The organism is Rhizobium sophorae (assembly GCF_013087515.1).
In the GTDB taxonomy this organism is placed as follows: Bacteria; Pseudomonadota; Alphaproteobacteria; order Rhizobiales; family Rhizobiaceae; genus Rhizobium; species Rhizobium sophorae.
In genome coordinates this window covers 1-19,335 of the sequence record NZ_JABFCN010000059.1, presented here as the reverse complement: position 1 = coordinate 19,335, position 19,335 = coordinate 1, and the positions used below count along the sequence as shown (strand labels likewise).

At 59.2% G+C, this 19,335-nt stretch carries 16 protein-coding genes and 2 pseudogenes; 3 read left to right on the top strand and 15 right to left on the bottom strand.

Features of this window, described 5'->3' with window-relative positions; translation table 11 throughout:
- Position 1 precedes the first annotated feature (1 nt).
- Genes G9X64_RS31320 through G9X64_RS31300 form a run of 5 tightly spaced genes read right to left on the bottom strand, consistent with a single transcriptional unit; the run spans position 2 to position 4,276 of the window.
- Positions 2–1,762 carry a Na(+)/H(+) antiporter subunit D gene (locus tag G9X64_RS31320; protein ID WP_171378107.1) on the bottom strand — a complete coding sequence of 587 codons (1,761 nt, stop codon included), beginning with the start codon at positions 1,760–1,762 and terminating at the stop codon, positions 2–4.
- Positions 1,755–2,009, bottom strand: a complete 255-nt coding sequence (locus G9X64_RS31315) for a hypothetical protein (RefSeq protein WP_018243727.1) — start codon at positions 2,007–2,009, stop codon at positions 1,755–1,757. The genes G9X64_RS31320 and G9X64_RS31315 overlap by 8 nt, the downstream gene beginning before the upstream one ends.
- Positions 2,006–3,469, bottom strand: coding sequence for a monovalent cation/H+ antiporter subunit D family protein (locus tag G9X64_RS31310; protein WP_171378106.1), 1,464 nt, complete (start codon positions 3,467–3,469; stop codon positions 2,006–2,008). Before G9X64_RS31310 ends, G9X64_RS31315 begins: the two co-directional genes overlap by 4 nt.
- Positions 3,470–3,473: 4 nt before the next feature.
- Complete coding sequence (nuoK, locus tag G9X64_RS31305) at positions 3,474–3,776, bottom strand: NADH-quinone oxidoreductase subunit NuoK (protein ID WP_026265523.1); 303 nt, start codon at positions 3,774–3,776, stop codon at positions 3,474–3,476.
- Entirely contained in the window at positions 3,776–4,276 is a 501-nt protein-coding gene (locus G9X64_RS31300; protein WP_168313496.1) for an NADH-quinone oxidoreductase subunit J, read from the bottom strand. The genes nuoK and G9X64_RS31300 overlap by 1 nt, the downstream gene beginning before the upstream one ends.
- A gap of 600 nt (positions 4,277–4,876) precedes the next feature.
- Between G9X64_RS31300 and G9X64_RS31295 the strand changes: the two are divergent.
- A pseudogene (locus G9X64_RS31295) lies at positions 4,877–5,286 on the top strand (integrase core domain-containing protein); the annotation flags it as partial.
- A 366-nt stretch (positions 5,287–5,652) separates the two neighbouring features.
- Here G9X64_RS31295 and G9X64_RS31290 read toward each other — a convergent pair.
- The 3 genes and pseudogenes from G9X64_RS31290 to G9X64_RS31280 all read right to left on the bottom strand — a co-directional run bounded on the left by G9X64_RS31290 (position 5,653) and on the right by G9X64_RS31280 (position 8,390).
- Entirely contained in the window at positions 5,653–6,237 is a 585-nt protein-coding gene (locus tag G9X64_RS31290; protein WP_171378105.1) for a dioxygenase family protein, read from the bottom strand.
- A gap of 47 nt (positions 6,238–6,284) precedes the next feature.
- A complete protein-coding gene (locus G9X64_RS31285) occupies positions 6,285–7,367 on the bottom strand; it encodes an aldo/keto reductase (RefSeq protein WP_171378104.1) in 1,083 nt (360 codons plus the stop codon).
- Positions 7,368–7,397: 30 nt separating this feature from the next.
- A pseudogene (locus G9X64_RS31280) lies at positions 7,398–8,390 on the bottom strand (MBL fold metallo-hydrolase).
- Positions 8,391–8,520: 130 nt separating this feature from the next.
- Between G9X64_RS31280 and G9X64_RS31275 the strand changes: the two are divergent.
- Complete coding sequence (locus G9X64_RS31275; RefSeq protein ID WP_171378103.1) at positions 8,521–9,426, top strand: LysR family transcriptional regulator; 906 nt, start codon at positions 8,521–8,523, stop codon at positions 9,424–9,426.
- 274 nt (positions 9,427–9,700) lie between these two features.
- Here the strand turns inward: G9X64_RS31275 and G9X64_RS31270 are convergent, their stop codons facing one another.
- The 6 genes from G9X64_RS31270 to G9X64_RS31240 all read right to left on the bottom strand — a co-directional run bounded on the left by G9X64_RS31270 (position 9,701) and on the right by G9X64_RS31240 (position 14,525).
- Positions 9,701–10,201 (bottom strand): lipocalin-like domain-containing protein, encoded by a 501-nt coding sequence (locus G9X64_RS31270; RefSeq protein ID WP_312864202.1) that lies wholly within the window; start codon positions 10,199–10,201, stop codon positions 9,701–9,703.
- 178 nt (positions 10,202–10,379) lie between these two features.
- On the bottom strand, positions 10,380–11,231 hold the full coding sequence (locus G9X64_RS31265) for an SDR family oxidoreductase (protein ID WP_171378102.1): 852 nt from the start codon (positions 11,229–11,231) through the stop codon (positions 10,380–10,382).
- A gap of 52 nt (positions 11,232–11,283) precedes the next feature.
- Complete coding sequence (locus tag G9X64_RS31260) at positions 11,284–11,790, bottom strand: MFS transporter (protein WP_171378101.1); 507 nt, start codon at positions 11,788–11,790, stop codon at positions 11,284–11,286.
- Positions 11,791–12,341: 551 nt separating this feature from the next.
- On the bottom strand, positions 12,342–13,061 hold the full coding sequence (locus G9X64_RS31250; RefSeq protein ID WP_171378100.1) for an SDR family NAD(P)-dependent oxidoreductase: 720 nt from the start codon (positions 13,059–13,061) through the stop codon (positions 12,342–12,344).
- Between the two features lie 100 nt (positions 13,062–13,161).
- The gene (locus G9X64_RS31245; protein WP_168311753.1) at positions 13,162–13,581 is read right to left on the bottom strand and encodes a putative quinol monooxygenase; all 420 of its coding nucleotides are present in this window, start codon (positions 13,579–13,581) and stop codon (positions 13,162–13,164) included.
- Positions 13,582–13,673: 92 nt separating this feature from the next.
- Positions 13,674–14,525 (bottom strand): VOC family protein, encoded by an 852-nt coding sequence (locus G9X64_RS31240; RefSeq protein ID WP_168311752.1) that lies wholly within the window; start codon positions 14,523–14,525, stop codon positions 13,674–13,676.
- 245 nt (positions 14,526–14,770) lie between these two features.
- On the opposite strand from G9X64_RS31240, the gene G9X64_RS31235 reads away from it, so the two are divergent.
- Positions 14,771–15,919 carry an MFS transporter gene (locus G9X64_RS31235; protein ID WP_171378099.1) on the top strand — a complete coding sequence of 383 codons (1,149 nt, stop codon included), beginning with the start codon at positions 14,771–14,773 and terminating at the stop codon, positions 15,917–15,919.
- Here the strand turns inward: G9X64_RS31235 and G9X64_RS31230 are convergent.
- Positions 15,903–18,809, bottom strand: coding sequence for an ATP-binding protein (locus G9X64_RS31230; protein WP_171378098.1), 2,907 nt, complete (start codon positions 18,807–18,809; stop codon positions 15,903–15,905). The two genes, G9X64_RS31235 and G9X64_RS31230, sit on opposite strands and share 17 nt — an antisense overlap.
- Positions 18,810–19,335: the final 526 nt, after the last annotated feature.

Sequence of the window (19,335 nt, the reverse complement as noted above, 5' to 3'; positions counted from 1 at the left end):
CCTACCGCCATACCACGGCGAAGACCACGGCGGCTGCGATCACACCAGCGATCATCGCCAGCGCGTAATGGGTCACGACGCCGGTCTGGAGCCGCCGGAGCCGCCCGCCGCCGCGCAGGATCGAGCGGGCGACGCCGTTCACGACGGCGTCCACGCCGGTGAGATCGATCCACAGTCCCGCCCGTGCCGTCCCATGCAGGAAGGGTAGCGCGGCTGTCTCGGACACGTTGCTTACCGCCTTCTCATAGCGCGCCAGCGGTTTTTCGGCGAACCACATGAAGAGCCGCGCGCCCTTGCGGTAGAACCAGTCGGTGTCGATGCTGATCGTGTTCTCGGGGTCGAGCGCCCTGAGGAACAGCACGAATCCCAGTGCGGTGAACATCAACAAGCTGAGGCTCTCGGTGAGATGGACGCCTGTATAGGGTTCGAAGTCGACCGGATAGGGAAGGAGAGCGTAAAGCGGCTGCGGGAATACCCCGATCGCAATGCAGAGCACCGCCGCCATGCCCATCGCAACCAGCATGTTGCGCGGCGGCTCCCGCGCCTCCAGTTTCCGGTCCACGCCGAAAAACATGTAATACGGGAGCTTCAGGCCCGTGTGCAGGAACGTCCCCGACGACGCCATCGTCAACGCCACCACCACCAGCGCCCGATGATCCTGTCCGGCGGCGGCAATCACCATCGATTTGGTGACAAAGCCTGAGAAGAACGGAAACGCCGAGATTGCGAAGGCGCCGACCATATAGAGCGCCACCGTTATCGGCATGGTCCTGTAGAGCCCGCCAAGTTCGGTGAGCTTGCGGCGGCCGGTCACGTGGATCACCGCTCCTGCGCCCATGAATAGCAGTGCCTTGTAGAGGATATGCGCGAAGGCGTGGCTGGAGGCGCCGTTCACTGCCATCTCGGTGCCGATGCCGATACCCGCCACCATGTAGCCCACTTGGCTGACGATATGATAGGCGAGCAGCCGCCGGCAGTCGTTCTCCAGCACCGCGTAGATGACACCGTAAAGCGCCATTGCAGTGCCGAGCCAAACCAGAAGCTCGGTCCCCGGAAACGTCCGCGCCAGGACATAGACGGCGGTCTTCGTGGTGAAGGCGCTCATAAACACCGCCCCGGTGACAGTCGCCTCCGGGTAAGCATCGGTCAGCCAGGCGTTAAGGGGCGGCACCGCGGCGTTGAGCATGAACCCGGCAAGGATCAGGTAGGCGCCGACGCCCATCCCCCCCCCGATCGGGCCGAGGAGCAGCGAACCCGTGGCGAGCCCGTGGAGAATGACGCCACCGAGCAGAACGACGCCGCCGGTGATGTGGACCATGAGATAGCGGAAACCGGCGGCAACCGCCTGCCGGCCGCCCTGGGCGAAAACCAGATAGGCAGAGGCAAACGCCATGCCTTCCCAGAACAGGTACAAGGTCAGGTAGTCGCCGGCGAAAACCACGCCAAGCGCGCTGCCGACATAGACGAACGCAGCGACATGCTGGCCGGGGCGCGTCAGGTGCAGAGCGTAGACCGTTCCGATCAGCGCCATAATGGTGAAGACCGTTGCGAAGACGATGCTCAGCTTGTCGACCTTCGCGATGAGGATTTCCTGCCCGATGAACGATGCCGCGCCGTAGCTGCCTGACTGCATCGTGAGCACGGTAAGGATCGCAAGTATCGGGATCAGCAGCAGATAGGCCTTGCGGATCGACGCGTTCAGAAAGGGGATCGGCAGGGCACCGAGAATGAACAGCAGGGCGGGATGGACGAAGTCAGTCATAATAGTCCTCGCGCCGCATGAGCCCAGCCCGATGGCCGAGGAACTTGGAAACGAAAATCAGCAGCACGCAGGATAAGAAGCCGTAGACGGCCGACCAGCCCGGCAGACGGTCCCACGGGTATTCGGCGTGTTCGCGCGGCACCAGGAAGTCGGCGATGACGATCAGGACGAGCACCAGATAGAAAAGCCGACGCCGTTCGGTCGCATACTTTCCGTCGCCAAAGAAATCGACCAAGCGCTTTATCACCTGACAACTCCTTCCGCCAAGGCGACGAAATAGTCGGGGAAGATGCCCATCGCCACCGACAGGATGGCGGTCGCAACTAGCGGGATCGTCACCATCGGAATTTCACGGACCGTTGCCGGGCTCCCTTGCGCCTCCGTCCCGAAAAAGGCGACATAGCTGACCGGCAGGAAATAAGCGGCGTTGAGGACCGAACTCGCTAGGAGCACGACCAGGAACGCGATTTCCCCCGCCTCCACCGCGCCTCGCGCCAGATACCACTTGCTCACGAACCCCGCAGTCGGTGGCACGCCGATCATGCTGAGTGAGCCGACGAAGAACGCCCCCATCGTCCAGGGCAACCGGCGGCCGATACCAGCCATGTCGCTGATGTTGCGCTTGCCAGACGCGCAATAGATCGACCCGGCGCAGAAAAACAGTGTGATCTTTGAGAATGCATGCGCCGCGATGTGGATGATCCCGCCGACCATCGCGACCGGCGAGAGCAGAACCGCGCCCAGCACGATGTAGGAGAGCTGGCTGACAGTCGAATAGGCGAGCCGAGCCTTCAGGTCGTCCCGCGTCAGGGCGTAGACCGACGCCATAAGAATCGTGAACGAGACCAGATAGGCCGTGGCGATGCCCAGTCCTAGCCCGTCCACCAGCCCCGTGCCGAACACATGGAACACCAACCGCAGCACGCAGAACACGCCCATCTTGACCACGGCCACGGCATGCAGGAGCGCACTGATCGGTGTCGGCGCCACCATCGCGGCAGGCAGCCATGCGTGCATCGGCATCACCGCAGCCTTGGCGAAGCCGAAGAGGTAGCAGAAATAGACGACTGTCAGCAGCGCCGCCGAAGCATCGCTCCCTGCCAGCAGGCCCCCCGTGACAAAGTCGAGCGATCCCGCAATGTGGTAGGTCAGCGCCAGCGCGGCGAGAAGCACGCTCTTTGACGCTCCCATCAAATAGACCAGGTACTTGCGGCTGCCCGTCCATCCCTCTTCGTCTTCGTGGTGGTAAACGAGCGGATAGGTAACGAGGGTGAGCATCTCGTAGAAGATCACCAGCGTGAACAGATTGGCGGCGAAGGCGCCTCCGACCGCTGCCGCGAGACTGGCGGCAAAGCAGGCGAAGAACCGGGTCTGCGCATGCTCGTTCAAGTGCCGCATGTAGCCGATGGAATAGATCGCCGCGACAATCCACAGCAGCGACGAGACGGTGGCAAACACCATGCCGAGTGCATCGACCCGGAAAGCCAAATCAATCCCCGGCAGAACCTCAAACAGGCGCAATTCGACCGTCCCGCCCGCTAGCACCGTGGGCGCCATCGAGACGACAATTGCGAACATGGCGATTGCCGCCAATGGCGAGACGATATCGCGGAGTTTCTCGCGGTTGTTCAGGAGAAGAACTGCAAGGGCCGTCAGGCCCGCGACGGCGACGGCAAGTAGCGGCCGGATCGATACCACCGGGTCCAAGCCTCTATCCTTTCATCATGGTCACTTCGTCGACCTTGAGGGTGGATTTGTTCCTCACGAGGGCGACCAGGATACCGAGGGCGACGGCAACTTCCGCCGCGGTGATTGCGATGACAAAGATCGCGAAAATCTGCCCGCGGAAATCGCCGTAGTAACGCCCGAAAGCGATGAAATTGATGTTGACCGAGTTGAGCAGCAGCTCCAGCGACATCAGCACGACCAGGATATTGCGCCTGACCAGCACGCCCGCTGCTCCGATCACGAACAGGACCACTCCGAGTAGAATGTACCACGAGAGCGGAACCATCATCCCTGTTCCTTCTGCGCCAGCACGATGGCCCCGATCAGGGCGGCCAGCAGGATGACGGACGCAACTTCAAACGGCAGGAGATAGTCGGCGAACAGCGTTGTGCTGAGCTGCCTGACCTGATCGCCACCGCGCACGGTGACGGGCTGCGTGAGCGAAAAGCGGCCGCTCCAGAGCACCAGCGCAACCATCTCGATCCCAAGCAGGACGAGCAACACCAGAGCCGCCATGTTGCCGCCCGGCAAGAACCGTTGCAAGACCGCTTCGCGCACATCGATCATCATGATCACGAAGACGAACAGGACCATAATCGCGCCGACATAGACAAAGATCTGGATGACCGCGAGCAGCGGCGCCTCGAGCAAGACGAAGATTGCCGATATCTGCAGGAAGCACGCCATCAACGCCAATGCGCTGTGAACCGGATTGCGCGCCATGACCAGCGTCAAGGCGGTGATCACGGACACCGTAGCGAACAGAAGAAAGAACCCCTGATCCATCGACGCCGACCCTCCGACGCGAACTGCTACCCGGCGCGAGACGGCCGGATTTGAGATTGCGCCGCAACTTCCGATGCGTTCACAAATTGTGCCCTAAAATCGGATTTTTCACAAGATTATTGTCATTGGCGGAGCAAGACCGGGTCGGTCCGGATGTGGCGAAGGTCGCTTGCGAAGCGCGCGCTTTCGATAGCGCCGTACCGATTTTATTGTTCCATAGGCAAATGGCTTGAGCCGGTCGGTACCGACGTTTTGTTACGGCGTAGTGGGAAATTTCTTCCAAATAACACCGGCTGTTCCGCCGAAGTTACAAGTCTCTGTGGCTTCGGGCCCCCGCAACCAAATTCAAAATAGACCACCATAGACACAAACACCAAAAGCCCACCTCGTGTGGGCTTTTTTGATTCCCGAAGGAATTAAGCCAAGGCCTCATCGCGCAGATCCGTTCCTCAGCCCAATCCGTTCTGGCCAGGAAGTCCGCTGCCTGCATTGTGTCCAAGGCGCCGGCCGTCTCTCTGAAGTAAGGCAGGCCTTCCCAGAGGTTGCGATCGCCGACGATATAGAATCGCCGCTGGGCGCGGGTGAAGGCGACGTTCAAGCGGCAAACCCAGGATGATCGTCAGTGACAACGGCAGCGAGTTCACCAGCAATGCGATCCTGCAATGGACGGACCGGACCAAGGTCGATTGGCATTACATGTCGCCTGGCAAACCGATCCAGAACGCCATCATCGAAAGCTTCAATGGGCGGCTGCGAGATGAGTTCTTGAATGAAGCGCTCTTCTCGTCACTGACCCACGCTCGATCAGCGCTTTCAAACAGGCGAAGCGATTACAACGATCATCGACCGCATTCTGGCCTCGGCTGGTTGACACCTGCTGAGTTCGCTCAGACCATCAATCCGCGGCGAGTTGCGGTGCTGCGCAGCTGAAATGGCTCCGCACCGCAACTCGCCGCTACCGCCATAATGCAGCAACCAAAAACCGCTCGAGCGAACCCAAAATTGGATAAACTTGGGGGCAAGGTCATGATGGCTCCGACAAGCTGTCTGATGCTACCGACACGCATCCAGTTCACAGACGCGGCCAACAAAAAACCTTGTATGCTGCTGACGCCTCTTTCTCTTCAGAGCTTCTCGGCCTGAGGATGACAGGTGACCCAAGTGCGCGACGATCCTCGAAGCGGTGTCCCGGTCGTGACCATAACAAAGATGCCATAAGCAGTTTCGAACGCCGTCACAGTGACGGGAAGTCTAAAAGACCTATCCGCCTTATTGACCGTTCATCGCGCTAGTTTGCTCAAAGCCTCTTCCAAAAGAAGAGCTGGGCTTATGCGCCCCGAACACTGACGTGCGATGTGTGGCCGTCCGCGGATGAATCAGATCACGAAGTTGAACTGTCCAAACATGCCCTCGTTCGTATTCTTCATCTCCATAAGCAGGGTCTCGTGGAAGATGCGGTCTGTAGCGTTTCTTGCCTCATTCGGAAAAAACAATTGGGTCGTGAGAACACTTCCACCCGAGCGTTGAACTTTGAAGTGAAAATGGCGGGTTCGACCGGGGTAGAGCGCAGGCACGATTGTATGGAACCACCACCGTCCTCGCGCGTCAGTGAACTGGTGTCCGCGCAAGCGAAAACTCTCCTGGTCGTATTCGCCATGTTCGTCTGCGTGCCAGATTTCGACAAAGCTGCCGGGCAGGGGCCGGCAGCGATTATCCAGGACGAAACCTGCGACCGTTATTTGTGCGCCTCCAGGCGAGTCTAAGAAGAGGTCACGACTGAGTGGCGAGCTCGGTTTGAAGAACGGGCCGGCCTCCCGCTCAAGGGTTGCGGCCTCTCGATCATCGCAGGCCGCCGTGAGGGGCAGTTGCTGCATCCCTTGCGCGGAAGCGGCGCTATGCATCGCGTCGATAAATGGCAGCGACAAAAACGTTGCCAGAAGGGACCGCCGGCTCGATCGCATGATGTTTTCCCTGGTGTGGTGTGATGGGTGGCGTGTTAGCGGTTGGCCTATTGCAACCGTTTCGCCGCATTCGCTTGCGCTTCCCGGATCAGACCCGAGTACATCTTTTCCTTGCCTGGATACCACGGCATGGCTCCGATCGAGGAAAAACCTGGGATTGTTTCCATGTGTGCGACCATGCGCCTGCGCATCCGCTCATCGGGAAGCGGGCCGATCATCGCCTGGGCGTTATCTCTCATATGGTCGGGATTTGACGTTCCGCAAAGGACGGTCGTGACGGCGGGATGTGCAATGACCCATTTCAGAAAGAACTGGGCCCAACTCGTTGCCGCAAATTCCTGCGCAAACTCTGGGAGACGGTGTCCTTCGACCACCGTCATCAGCCGGGCCTTTTCAAGGGGCAGGTTGATGAGCACGCCTACACCCTTGTCGGCGGCAGCGGGCAGCAGGCGGCGCTCGGCGTCACGATTGAAGATCGAATAATTCGTTTGGACAAAATCGACATCGTCACGTTCCACGATTCTCGTTAGCTGGTCCTGCGCTGTCGACTCGTGATGAGTTACGCCGACATGGCGTATCAGACCATTCTGTTTCCAATCCTTCATCAACGGAATGACGACAGGCGCGTTGGTGATGCTGTGGCACTGCATGAGATTGATTGTGTTGCGCCAGGTGCGCAGGCGTGACTGCCTGAAGCTTTCCTGCGCGTGGCTTTCGTCGCCGAGATACTCTCCTGTCGACCACACCTTGTTGGCAAGGAAGAGTTCACCCGATCCAGCAAACTCTCCCATGAACTGTCCGACGGTGACCTCGGCCGACCCGTAGAGAGGTGATGTGTCGATCACGCGCCCGCCGGCGGCGACATACGTTTCGAACACCTTTCTAAGATCGTCGCGACGGTCGCCGGGTTTTAGATCGAAGGTCAGGAATGTGCCAAGGCCGAGGACCGTCACCCGTTCACCAGAGCGTGGCAAAGTGCGCGTGACGACATCGGGGCTAGATACCATGCCTAGCGCGGTAGAAGCAGCATCTTGGGCCTGCGCTGTCGCGTTCGCGGCGAACGCTATCCCAGTTGCCGCTGCACCGACTGTGCCGAGAAATCCGCGTCGATTGATCTTGGACTGGTCCATGTAAAGTCTCCTGGTTTCTCAAGTATCGGGCTAAAACTGCCAGCTTGCGGGGACCCAGGCGTAGCCGCCATCGGTTTTGAGTATCCGGCCGAGGCCCGGAAATGGAAAGTGGAATCCAAGCACCGGGATGCGATCAGCGGCTGCGCGGTCGAAGATTCGTCGACGAGACGCAAGGGCTGTGTCCTTGTCGCGATCCGGTCCTGGACGCCACGGATTGTTAACGTTGACGACGGGGTGATACGCAAGATCCGCGGTCAGCAACAACTGGTCGTTTCCAGAGTGGACGAGGAAAGTGGCCATGCCCGGCGTGTGGCCGGATGCGACGATCGTCGTCAGCCCCGGTACGATCTCTGCCCCTGCCTCATAGAGTTCGACATCCTTTGCGACCGGTTCGAGGCTGCTCTTGATGGCAGCGGCGAAACGCAGACGGAATTCCTCTGGTACCGGCATGTACGATAGGTCCGGATCTGTCCGAACGAAGAAATCCCAGTCCGCTTTCGGCAGGAAAGCCGTAGCGCGCGGAAAAGCCTTGCCGCCATCCGCGGTTCGGAGGTTGCCGACATGGTCGGGATGAGTATGGGAGATAACGATCGCGTCGATATCATCTGTTCAAACCAATGGCCGCCAAATTTTCGAAAATACGACCGCCGTTCGGGCCCATCGTGGCGCCGGCTCCAGCTTCGATGAGGATCCGCCGGCCACCGGTTTCGATTAGAAGTGTGTTGAGGTTGAGCGTCATATGGTCTGTGGGGAGGAACGCGCGGCGCAAAACCTCATCGAGCTCCGCTTCTGGCGCATCGCTAGCGTAGACGCGCGGCGGACCGCCAATCACGCCGTCGCTCAAGACCGTTGCACCGATTTCCCCGACACGAAAACGATAGTGGCCGGCGTTGCCACTCAGGGGGATATGGCCTGCGCATTCGCACCGCCGCCAAAACCACCGGCTCGGGGGACGAGCATGCTCGAAGCACCAACGACTGCAGAAAGCATCACCGCACGCCTGTTGATCGTGAACGCGTTCATGGGAGTATCCTTTCAAAGTGATTGCGGACGCATCGATGCTTGCGAAAGCCCAATATTAAGGAACATGACATCAGTGTTCTGCGCTGATAAGTGATGCAAATCAGATCAGCTTGATAAGGTAAGCTTTGCAATGAATTCGCTGCGTCTGGACAGCTTCGATGTTTTCGCCGCGATTGTACGTTGCGGTGGTTTTAGGGCTGCGGCCTTGGAGCGTGGCGTTTCTTCGTCGGCGTTGAGCCAGACGATAAATTCACTTGAAGAGGCCCTCGGCATTCGGCTCCTCAACCGTACCACGAGGAGTGTGTTTCCGACCGAAGCCGGACAACGCCTGCTGGACCGCCTTACCCCAGCTCTTACCGACATCAAACTTGCGATCGCTGAGATTGATGAATTGAGGGACAACCCGTCCGGCACTTTGCGCATTAATGCTCCTGCGCCTGCCGTTGATCATCTACTATGTCCTCTAGCCTTCGACTTCATGGAAACCTATCATGAGGTTAAGCTTGAGATCATCAGCGATGCAGCGGTGATCGACATCGTCGGAGAGGGCTTCGACGCCGGTGTCCGATTTGGCAAGCAACTGGCTCAGGACATGATTGCGGTGCCATTTGGGCCGCCCCTGCGATATGCGATTGTTGCGTCCCCTAGCTACATTGAGCAAAGAGGTGTGCCGCAGACACCGCATGATCTTGTGCACCACGAGTGCATAAAGCGCAGGTTCCCCGGCGGTACCCTGGTTTCTTGGCGATTTGCCAATGGATCTGAATCGCTAGAAGTCACCCCTGAGGGGCGCCTCACCCTCAGTTCGGCCCATAACGAACTTCAAGCCGCGCTCGCTGATCGAGGCATTGCGCATGTGTTAGAAGACTACGCACGATCTCATGTCAATGATGGCCGGCTCATTGAACTTCTTCTCGACTGGAGCGCAGCCCTACCTAGCTGGTACCTATATTACCCCAATCGCCGCCTTCCCAGCGCAGCTATGCGAGCATTTCTCGACTACGTAAAAAGCTACAAGTGGGATGTCGTTGGATAGGCACGGAGTGCCTTATCGCTTCCAGAGGGGCGATGTTGCAGTGATCGCTACTTCTCCCGCGCCAGATATCAAGCGCGCAGATACTGGGATGATGAACGATAATGCAATCATCGTATTCACGACGGCAGCAAGCGACCGTTTCGTTATTCTCAAAGCGGTGGGCCTCGGTGGATTGACGGGCGGACTCGAATGCCAGCGGCTTATGAGATTTAGGCCTCTCTTCGCACGGGCTAGTGACGAACCGGCCTTTTTCAATCGGTCTCCGGTGTTTGAACTACCTTACCCGCTCCCACTCGATGATGATCTTCGTGCCCTCTGGACGCTGGAACTGTTCCTTCATGCGGTCACCAGAAACGGTGAGCGTGAGTTCTTTCGTCGTCCGTGTGCTGCCGACCCAATTGGGAAAGGTCGAGCCCTGAACTTGATTTCCACTGAAAGCGCCATTTTCGTCGACAGTGTACGTCCCGAAAAAACCTATACTGCGCGCCATTGCTTCTCGATTTTCATGATCTGTTCCTTCGCCTCGAGCATCTGACGCGAACCGAGGGGTGTTAGCATCCGTCAAGACTTCTACGAAGTGCAAGTCGGGCGTGAATACGAGCATACCGTTTGGCTTCTCGCCGTAGGCAGGCAGATTCCTCCCTTCCGGATCGATCCGAGCCGAAATCATGCGCCACGTCCCAACAACCTGATTGGGCGGCATCGTTTGGGCAATAGGCGTGATTGGCGAAAGTGCAACGAGGAAGATAATAAGTGTTGCGCGAAGCATTTTCATATCCTTCTTGTTTCGTAGCACACGGAGCGATTTAAGTTCCTTACCGTTACAGGATGCCGGGGGCGATTGGTCCCATTCCCGTCCTGCCCGTCAAGGGCCTCGGCGAGCGACGACGGATGCGGTAGACGGCGGCTGGGGGGATATTTGCAAGCGTACTTCCAATATAGGTCGCCTTCTTTTAGCTAAGGCCGCCGTTTGCGAAGACGTTTTGCCCGTTGATCCACGCTCCATCGGTGACGCACAGGCTTGCGATGACGCCGGCGATATCTTCCGGCTGACCAAGCCGGCGAAGCGGCGTCCGTTCTGGAATCCCTTTCAATGCTTCCTCGCCATGCTGGCGCAGAAGCTGAGTATCAACGGCTCCGGGCGAAATGGCGTTCACGGAGATGTTTCGGCCACTCAGTTCTTTAGCTAGGACGCTGGCATAGCTCACTTGCGCTGCCTTACTCGCGGCGTATGCTCCGGTGAACGCTGGATTGGACAGAGTGATGCTCGAGCTCAAGGTGACAATTCTTCCACCGTCTCGAATACGCCGTGCTGCTTCGCGCAGGACGTTGAAGCTGCCCGTCAGGTTGGTAGCGATCATTCTGTTGAAGGCAGCGTCAGTCATCTGGGCGAACGGGCCGACGTTCATAATTCCGGCGTTGCTAATCACGACGTCGACGCCACCGAATGCTTCATCATGGGCATCGAACAAAGCTTTGACTGCCGCAGGATCCGCGACGTCCGCCTGACGAACAATCGCGCGTCCGCCGCCGGCCTCGATTTCCCGGGCGACAGAATCAGCGAGATCCCGGTTGGTTAGGTAGTTCACGGTAATCGAAAAGCCATCACGAGCCAGCCGGCGCGCTGTTGCTGCACCTATCCCCCGTGATGACCCAGTGATGATCGCTGCTCGACCCGCACGCGATTTAGTGGACGATTGCTCATCGTTGCTTTGAGCAGAGGCTGAGTTGGCGAATGCGACCGCTGCGGGAGCCGTTGCAGCGAGAGCGAGAAAGTTGCGGCGGGAATTGCTAAGATCGTTCATGATCTGCTCTCCTAGTTTCCAAAAAGACAAGACAGGGTTGGATCAGCGGCAATCAGCGCTGGACGAGAAACGGGTCGGAGTTGTCGGCTGGGTGATTAGAGGCGGGCTTTGTCCCGCCGATCAGGATCGCCAGCGGCACATTGCCTGCTGCACTGCGCGCGATACCGAAGCGCGTGAGAGTCAAGAACAAGCAACTTGCGGTCAAACCGGCGAGCGCCGTCATGAAACTCCAGAGGAATATGCAGGAGGCTAATATTAGCCGTCCAAGTTCACGATAAGCTGCACCTGCAAGAGGTAACAGGACGAGTAAGTGGCTGGCCCCAAAGACGAGGTTTGGCAGAAGTCCTAATCGAGTCTCGTAGGGGCCGCGATCTGTTCTAATCTTCTCTGTCAAGATGAACAGAAGAATGCGATCGTTTTGCGAGAGATCTCTAATGAGGAAAAGTAGGCTAAAGACTGCACCGACATTCCAGACGTCGGCGTGTTCAACTTTGGATGTGCCAGATCGTGTCTCGAAACTATTGCGAAAATCTATTGACCGATCAGTGATTCCTGTCATGTTGAGCCCGCTCCTCGCTTTGGTTGCCAGCCTCAAGCTAAACGGAGTGTCCAATGACCAAAATGCCCGAATCTTCAAGAAACTTGCCTATTCCTGCGGAAGGGGGAAATATGCCGGCTCATAACCGGGTGCTTCCTTGGCTCCGGAAGCACCCAGAGCCTCGTGTGTCGTCCGCCCTACAATGGGGACAGACGTAGCTGCCGTACTCGACCAGGGTGATTTCGGCACTCGCGCTGCCGAGGATATGGTCCAAGCGCCCGTCGACGGGCCGACCAAGCTTGCCGGAGGCTCCAAGTGGGTCATGGCCTGGTACACCTCATCCCAGATTTCGCCTCTGGTCGCATCAAGTTCATTTCGAGCGACGGCCGACCGAGGGATGCCGCTGCCCTGTACGTTACTGCTGCCTGACCACGGGCGTTGTTAAATGAGGTTAAGTTCCGGAAAAGTGCGCTGCCGTCGCATTCTCTCTTGGATACATTTGAGCGGTTGCGCGCGGCGCGCTGCTGCGTCTTGCGAGGCAAGCCGACCGCTTGACCCGCCGGTCTCTTGCGCTACTGGGCGAGATAGCCGCCGTCGATGTTCAGTTCGGCGCCGGTCACGTAGCTTGCCTCCTCGGAAGCCAAATACAGGCAACCATAGGCAATCTCGATCGGCTTGCCACCGCGCTTCATGGGTGTCATGGCGATGACAGCGTCGTTGAGGTCTGGCGCCTGCGCACCCGTCAGCGGCGTATGTATGAAGCCCGGATGCACGGAGTTAACGCGGATTCCGTCGGATACGTACGTCATCGCCGCGTTCTTGGACATGTTGCGGACAGCGCCTTTTGCGGCGTGGTAGGAATGCGCACCCGCAACGGCTGCACTGCCCCATATCGAGGAGATATTGACGATCGAACCCGCCTGCTGCTTGCGCATGACGCGAACTGCTTCCCGCATGCCGAGGAAGACGCCAGTCTGGTCGACTGCGATCATCTTCAGCCAGTCCTTCATCTCCAGCTTGTCGAGCGGCTCATAGGCAATAATTCCCGCATTGTTTATCAGCACATCAAGGCGGCCATGCTTCTTGACGATCGCGGCGATGACCGATGCCCATTGCTCCTCGCTGGTGACATCGAGCATCATCGCCTCGATAGTCCCAGGATATGGCTGGTCCGGTGGCTTGACGTCGCTAGCGACGACGATGGCACCCTCGCGATCGAACAGTTCTGCAACGGAAAAGCCTATGCCGCCCGCCGCCCCTGTGACCAATGCGACCTTGTCCTTGAGTCTCACGTCGCAACTCCTTCCTGATTTGAGGGTGTGTGTAGAGGGTCTGTTCAACGATCGGCGCTGCGGGCTTCATCGCCTGGGTCGGGCATGCCGCCGATGAGTGCTAGTTTCCGGCCGGGGCGAGGACCTGCATTCGCATCACTTTCACGCCGCCCTCGGCGAGGTCCGGCAACTTGGCAAACCATTCCTGCACATAGGGCATGGCGTTGTGAGCCTCGAAGTCGGCTTCGTTGGCGAAGATCTCGTAGAAAATGAAGTGCCCGGGGGTCTCGCGGTTCTCCTGGAGAAAATAGACGAGATTGGCTGGATCACCGCGGACGAGCTCGATGAGTGGCAGCGTAATGGCACGCAGTTCAGCCTCCTTGCCCGGCTTGGCGCGAACCTCGGCAACGACTGAATAGGCTCCATTGTCGATCTTAGCGTAGCCTTGGCCCGGGCCTTCCTGTGCCATAGCACCGCCGGCATTGAAAATCGAACCTGCAAGCAGGATAGCTGACGTCTGTAGCCTGAGCGTTGTCGTCATGTCGTCTCTCCTTCTCCGTCTGGCGTGATGAGATGGCGGGCAGCCACAGCCGGCTGCCGGCTGGCAAATCTGGCGGTGCTTGCAGGTTGCCTTCAATTGGCGCTGGCAAGTTGCAAATGCGCAGCCAGAGCATCCGCGAACCGCTTTTTCACCGGACCGAGCGCCTTGACGAACTCGAGCTGTTCGCCCTCCGGGCCCTTGCAGTAAATCAGTTCCCAACCATCCGATGGTGCAACCGTCACCTTGTTGGTGTTGGCGCGCAGGGGAGCCGCCTTTCGTTCCTCTTCCGTCGAAACGCGAATGATGCGGTTTGCCCGTACCTGTGTCATGCCACGCTTGGCGGACTCTGCTTCGAGATCGGCGATGAACTGGTTGAAGTCGACATCGTCGCGAACGTAGAAGCAGATGTGCATCATGCGCGGAAAAGCCGGGCTCATGTGCTCCAGTGGCTCGGCGAACGCCTTGGGGCCGCCCATCGGCTGGTCGGCATCGCGATATTGAAGGAGTTCGATCACGACGTTGTCGAACTGGATGAATCGCACATCGAGGCGTTGGGCGCCGTCCCTAAGGTCAGGCACGCCGATCGTCCGCGGATTGACGCCGAGCTGATTGGCCAGGATTTCCTGGTCGGCAAGCAGTGTGTTCTGCACGGCCTCGCCTTGAAAGTCACCATGGCGGAAGACTTCGGTTCCACCGAGTACGGCTGTGTAGAACTCGTACGCGCGTTCCATGTTCTGCACGGTCAGGCCGAAATGCTGTACGCCCTGAAGGCGGGCACCCAGCGAACCTGGATCGCGGGTTGCGACTGGCGTTTCTGCCGACGCAGTTGCATCGACTGCGAGGGCAGCGGCAATTCCGCCGATTGCAACGCCTCCGGCGGCGCGAAGGATGGCGCGGCGCTCCGGGTCGTCCGGTTGGGTAGCTGGCCTTTGATCGCGAGACATCGTTGCCTCCTGTGTTCGTGGGGTGACTGCGCAAATTCTAACGTGTCCGCGCTTGCGAGGCTGGTTAAGATCTGGGAAATTTGGTGAACCTAGCAGTCATCCGGTCAATACGATAACGACGACCTGGTATCTTCCTGCGAGCGGACCGCGGCCCGGACCGGCGCCAACAAAGGCTCATAAGGGATATGGACACAACGGCGGGGCGGACCAGACGGATTGCAATCGTGCTGGGTGCAGGCGCGGGAATGTATTTCAGCATCGGGATCGTGCTGATCTATGGCTTCAGCGTTTTCATCGTCCCAATCACCGAGGATACTGGGTGGGATCGGACCGTGGTGGCCGCCGTCGTCGCACCGATAGCTATCGTAAACGGTCTTATGTCGCCTATAGTAGGAGCGTTGACGGATCGGTTCGGCCCGCGCCGGGTGCTTGCCGTATCGTCCGTGTCGATGGCGATCGGCCTGATCGGGGTCGGCATTGCGTCGCAGAATTTGACCACATTCATCGTGGCCGTCGCCGTGGCAAGCCTTATGGGTGCCGCGCAGACCGGCGTGCCCTACACCTATGTGGTGGTCGGATGGTTCTCCGCGCGACGCGGTCTCGCACTGGGTGTCATGCTTTCCTTCGTGGGGCTTGGGATCGCAACGGTTCCTCCGTTCCTTGCATTCCTGATTTCCGAGTGGGGCTGGCGCTTTGCCTTCATGGCAGCCGGTCTGATATCGATGGCGGTCACGCTTCCCGTCGCACTTTTCGTTATTCGTGATCCACCTGTGCTTCAGCGACCCGACCGCGCAGGGGGCGAGGGCCACACTGTTCGCCAGGCGGTGGAGACGGCAAGCTTCTGGTTGATGCTGGGCGCGTTCTTTCTCAACTACTTCGCCGCTGCGGCCGGGTCTATCTCACTCCCTGTCGTGCTAGCGGATCGCGGAGCCGATCCGGCAACGGCGGCCTTGGTCATGAGCTTTGTGGGTGTGTCCTTCATTGTCATGCGTCTCGGTTTCGGGGCCTTGCTTGATCGATTTCCTCCCGTCCCGTTGACCAGCCTGGCCTTTCTGTCACCCGTTGTCGGCCATCTTGTTCTGTTGAATTCCGACGGCCTGATCCCGGTCTATGTCAGCGCCGTCTTTTTCGGCCTCGCCACTGGAGCGGAGGGCGACGCGATCGGCTATCTTCTGGCGAAACGCTTCGGGATGCGAAGCTTCGGCAAGCTCTTCGGGATCAATTACATGGCTTTGACGTTTGGCGCAGGTCTCGGACCGGCCTTGCTACATATCGCGGCGGCCGATGGCGCCAGCTATTTCAAGGCCTTCACGATCTTTGCAGGCATTGCCGTGATGGCACCGGTGTTGCTGATCCTGGATCGTCGAACGCGATCGCTTACTGCTCGGGACTAGATGTGTTACCGCTCGGAGCGTAGGAGGCGGTGGCGGCGCGTCTCTTGCCGGCGTCTCCCAAACCATTGAGAAGCGTGCGCGCCTTGAGAAGATCGCAGGTGGCGAACCCGTCTTTGAAACGTCGGTAGACCGGCGCCAGAACTCCGGCAGCCTTTGCTCCTTGATCCGTCCGAAGCCAATGCTCGGCCAGAGCCGTTGCTGCGCGCAGTTCCCATGACAGCGCGCCCTGGCGCCGCGCCAGATCGAGTGCTTGCATATAAAGAGCTTCGGCGGCTTCTGTCGTCCGGCGGGTGCTTTCCTTGCTCAACAAATCCGCCTTTATGCGCAACAGTTCCGGCATGCACCAAGTCTCGCCAGTTGATGCCGAAAGTGCGATTGCCTCGTCGATGGCGGTTCTCCCTGCATCAACGTCTCCATGCGTCCCCAGAGCCGCAGCATAAATACCCATGTAGAATGGGCACCGCATGCGGAAATGCACCGCAAGAAGCTCATCGAGCGCGCTTCTCAACATTGGCAGCCCCGATGCATCGTCACCCTGCAGGAGCCACTCCGCGCGTAGGCATCGGCTCATGGCACTCCAAACTGTCATCGCGTGTTCCGCGACATGTGCTTCGATGCCGACAAGCAGGCGCTCCGCGGCGGCGAGGTCTCCCGTCAGTAGCGCGATGGGGCAGGTTGTGTGGACCACGGCATTGCAGAGCGCGAGGGCGTGCTGCGCCGCCCGCGCCTCCTCCAATTGACGCTGCGCCATGGCAACCGCCTTTTCTGGATGCCCCTGCAGCCAGGTGACGTTCGCAAGAGTTCCACGCGCCGCCGATCGCGGGTCCAACTGAAACCGCGCGATGTCCGAGCGAGCCACAGGAGGAATGTATCGGGCGATCATTCGTTCGAGGTGACGCTGCGCCTCAGCAAGCTCGCCCAGGTACCGCAGAGCGGTTCCCGTCTGCCTGTCGACATTATTGCGGGCATCGACGTCGCCACGATCCGTTGCCAGCACTCTGAACTTTTCCGCCATCGCAAGGGCCGAGCGATGGTCGCCCGTCCATGTGAAATAGTCGCACAATCCCCAGAGGCATCTGAGCTGGTAGTCGGTGTCGCGGAGCGACTCCGCGCAGCCCAGCGCTGTGGTCCAAGCTGCCTGGACCTCCAGCAGCGGGCCGCGGGTGTGAAGCAGCGCCGTGCCATATGCAAACTGCAGCTTCATATCGTCACCTGCATTTCGAAGTTTTGTGAAGCGGCTGCTGAGCGCGATTTCCACCGCCGCGCGGCACTCCTCCACGAGTGAAAGATGTTCCCAGAACGGGAGAGCGGCGACCGTGAGCGCCACGCCGAGGGCAGCATTGCGGTTCCCGGAAAGCGCCCAGCGCAAGGCACTGCGGATATCATCCATCTTTCGCCCGTAGTCGGCGAGCCAGTGGGCCGTCGGTCGGATTTTCCATTCGGCCTCGGCGCGTTTGGCGAGTTCGAGGAGGTGTTCGGCGTGGCGATGGCGCAGGCTGTCGTCTTCGCCGCTTTCGGCCAGTTTCTGCTGCACGTATGTGCGGGTCGTATCGAGCAGTCTGTACTGCGTCCCGAATTCTCCTCGTTCTGTCGACACAAGCGATTTCGCAACGAGGTTCGCGACGGCGTGAATGCAATCGGAGCGGGCGCGCCCCTTGTCTACCGCTACGGCGCAGGCGGATTCGATACTGAAGGCGCCGGCAAAAACCGAGAGGCGTCGCAGCAGAACGCGTTCAGGCTCGGCGAGCAGGCCATAACTCCAGCCCAGCGTCGCTGCCAAGGTGTGGTGACGGGAGTCGCCGCACCGCCAATCGGTCAGCACATGAGATTGTTCGGTAAGAAAACCAAGAAGCTCGCTTGCGCTGAACGCATCCAGTCGAGGGGCGGCGAGTTCGATCGCAAGGGCCAACCCGTCGAGCCTGCGGCAGATCTCGGCCACGACCGGCGCATTCCCGTCGTTGAGCATGAAATCGTCGCAACTTCCGGCCGCGCGCTCTACGAAGAGCTCGACTGCAGGGAACGCCAAAGCCTCGGCCGCGGACAGTCTGGACATCTCGGGCGGTGCATCGAGCGGCGGCAGGCGATAGACCTGCTCCCCGGGAACCCGTATCGGTTCGCGGCTTGTGGCGAGAATACGCACCCTTGCTGCAGCGGCCAGCAACGCTTCTGTGCAGGCGGCCACCGATTCGATAACATGTTCACAATTGTCGAGGACAAGCATGAACTCCCGGTCGGCCGCGAAGGCGGCGATCGCCGCCTTGATGTTCGCCGAGTGGACCCTCAACCCCATCGCCGTTGCGATCGACGTCGGTACGAGCGTTGCGTCGTTCACGGCCGCCAGATCAACGAACCATACTCCATGCTCAAAGGCCGCGGTCAGTCGACCAGCGATTGCGAGAGCCAGCCTCGTCTTGCCAACGCCACCCGGGCCAACGATCGTCAGGAGGCGCGATGCCTCAAGAGTGCGGCGGATCGCATCAACAGAATGGTCTCTTCCCACTAAACGGGTTGTTGGAACCGGCAGGTTATGCGCACGGGCATCCTGAGACCTCGCCGTCGCGGAAGCGTCACTCTGCCCGGAAACACTTACGGGAAAGACGAAACGATAGCCCCGACCGCTCACTGTCGCTATGTACTGCGTGCCGTCCGGAGCATCGCCGAGCGCCCGACGAAGAGCTGCAACATTCACCTTCAGATTGCTTTCCTCGACGAAGGTATCCGGCCAGGCGCGCGACACAAGCTCAGCCTTGCCCACCAGTTCGCCCGGACGCTCGATCAGCGCTGCCAAAATTTCGAGCGCGCGGCTACCGACACGAACGGTCGTGTGATCACGCATCAGCGACTGCCGCTCCGGCACAAGCACATACGGACCAAAGGAATATGAAAGCACGGCCGAATCTCCGGACGCAAACTCACGGGCTTTCTGAATACGTGAACGATCGCTTAATGAAACAGCTCACAGCCCCAGGACAATAACCAATATCACATGTGAAATACATCGCAGATCGATCGACAATAGCAGCCGACGTGCAGGCTGCGGGGTCCGCTCCAGGGCCCCGTGACAGCAATGCTGAATGTCTTCTTGAAGCACCGAAGGTACAAGTCCCCAGCCATCAGGCCAGAGCTAAGAACCAGGGATCATTGCGCCTTCCCGGGAATTATTTCCGCTGACTGTCCGAAGATTATGTTCCCACCTCCAATCAACGGCCGTTCTGCGCCCTCGTTGCAGTCCTAGAGAAGGCTTTGATCTTTCTGGAAAGCCGCCATGTTAGGTGCTTAGGGAAGGCGAGCTACCTTGCAGCATTCGCACGGTGTACTTGACCGCCATCAACGGAGGCGCGCCTGGATAGCGGGGACGCTAGAGCGTGAACTCATTAATCCGCTTGTCAGATCAAGCCTTGCAACGCGGGCATCAG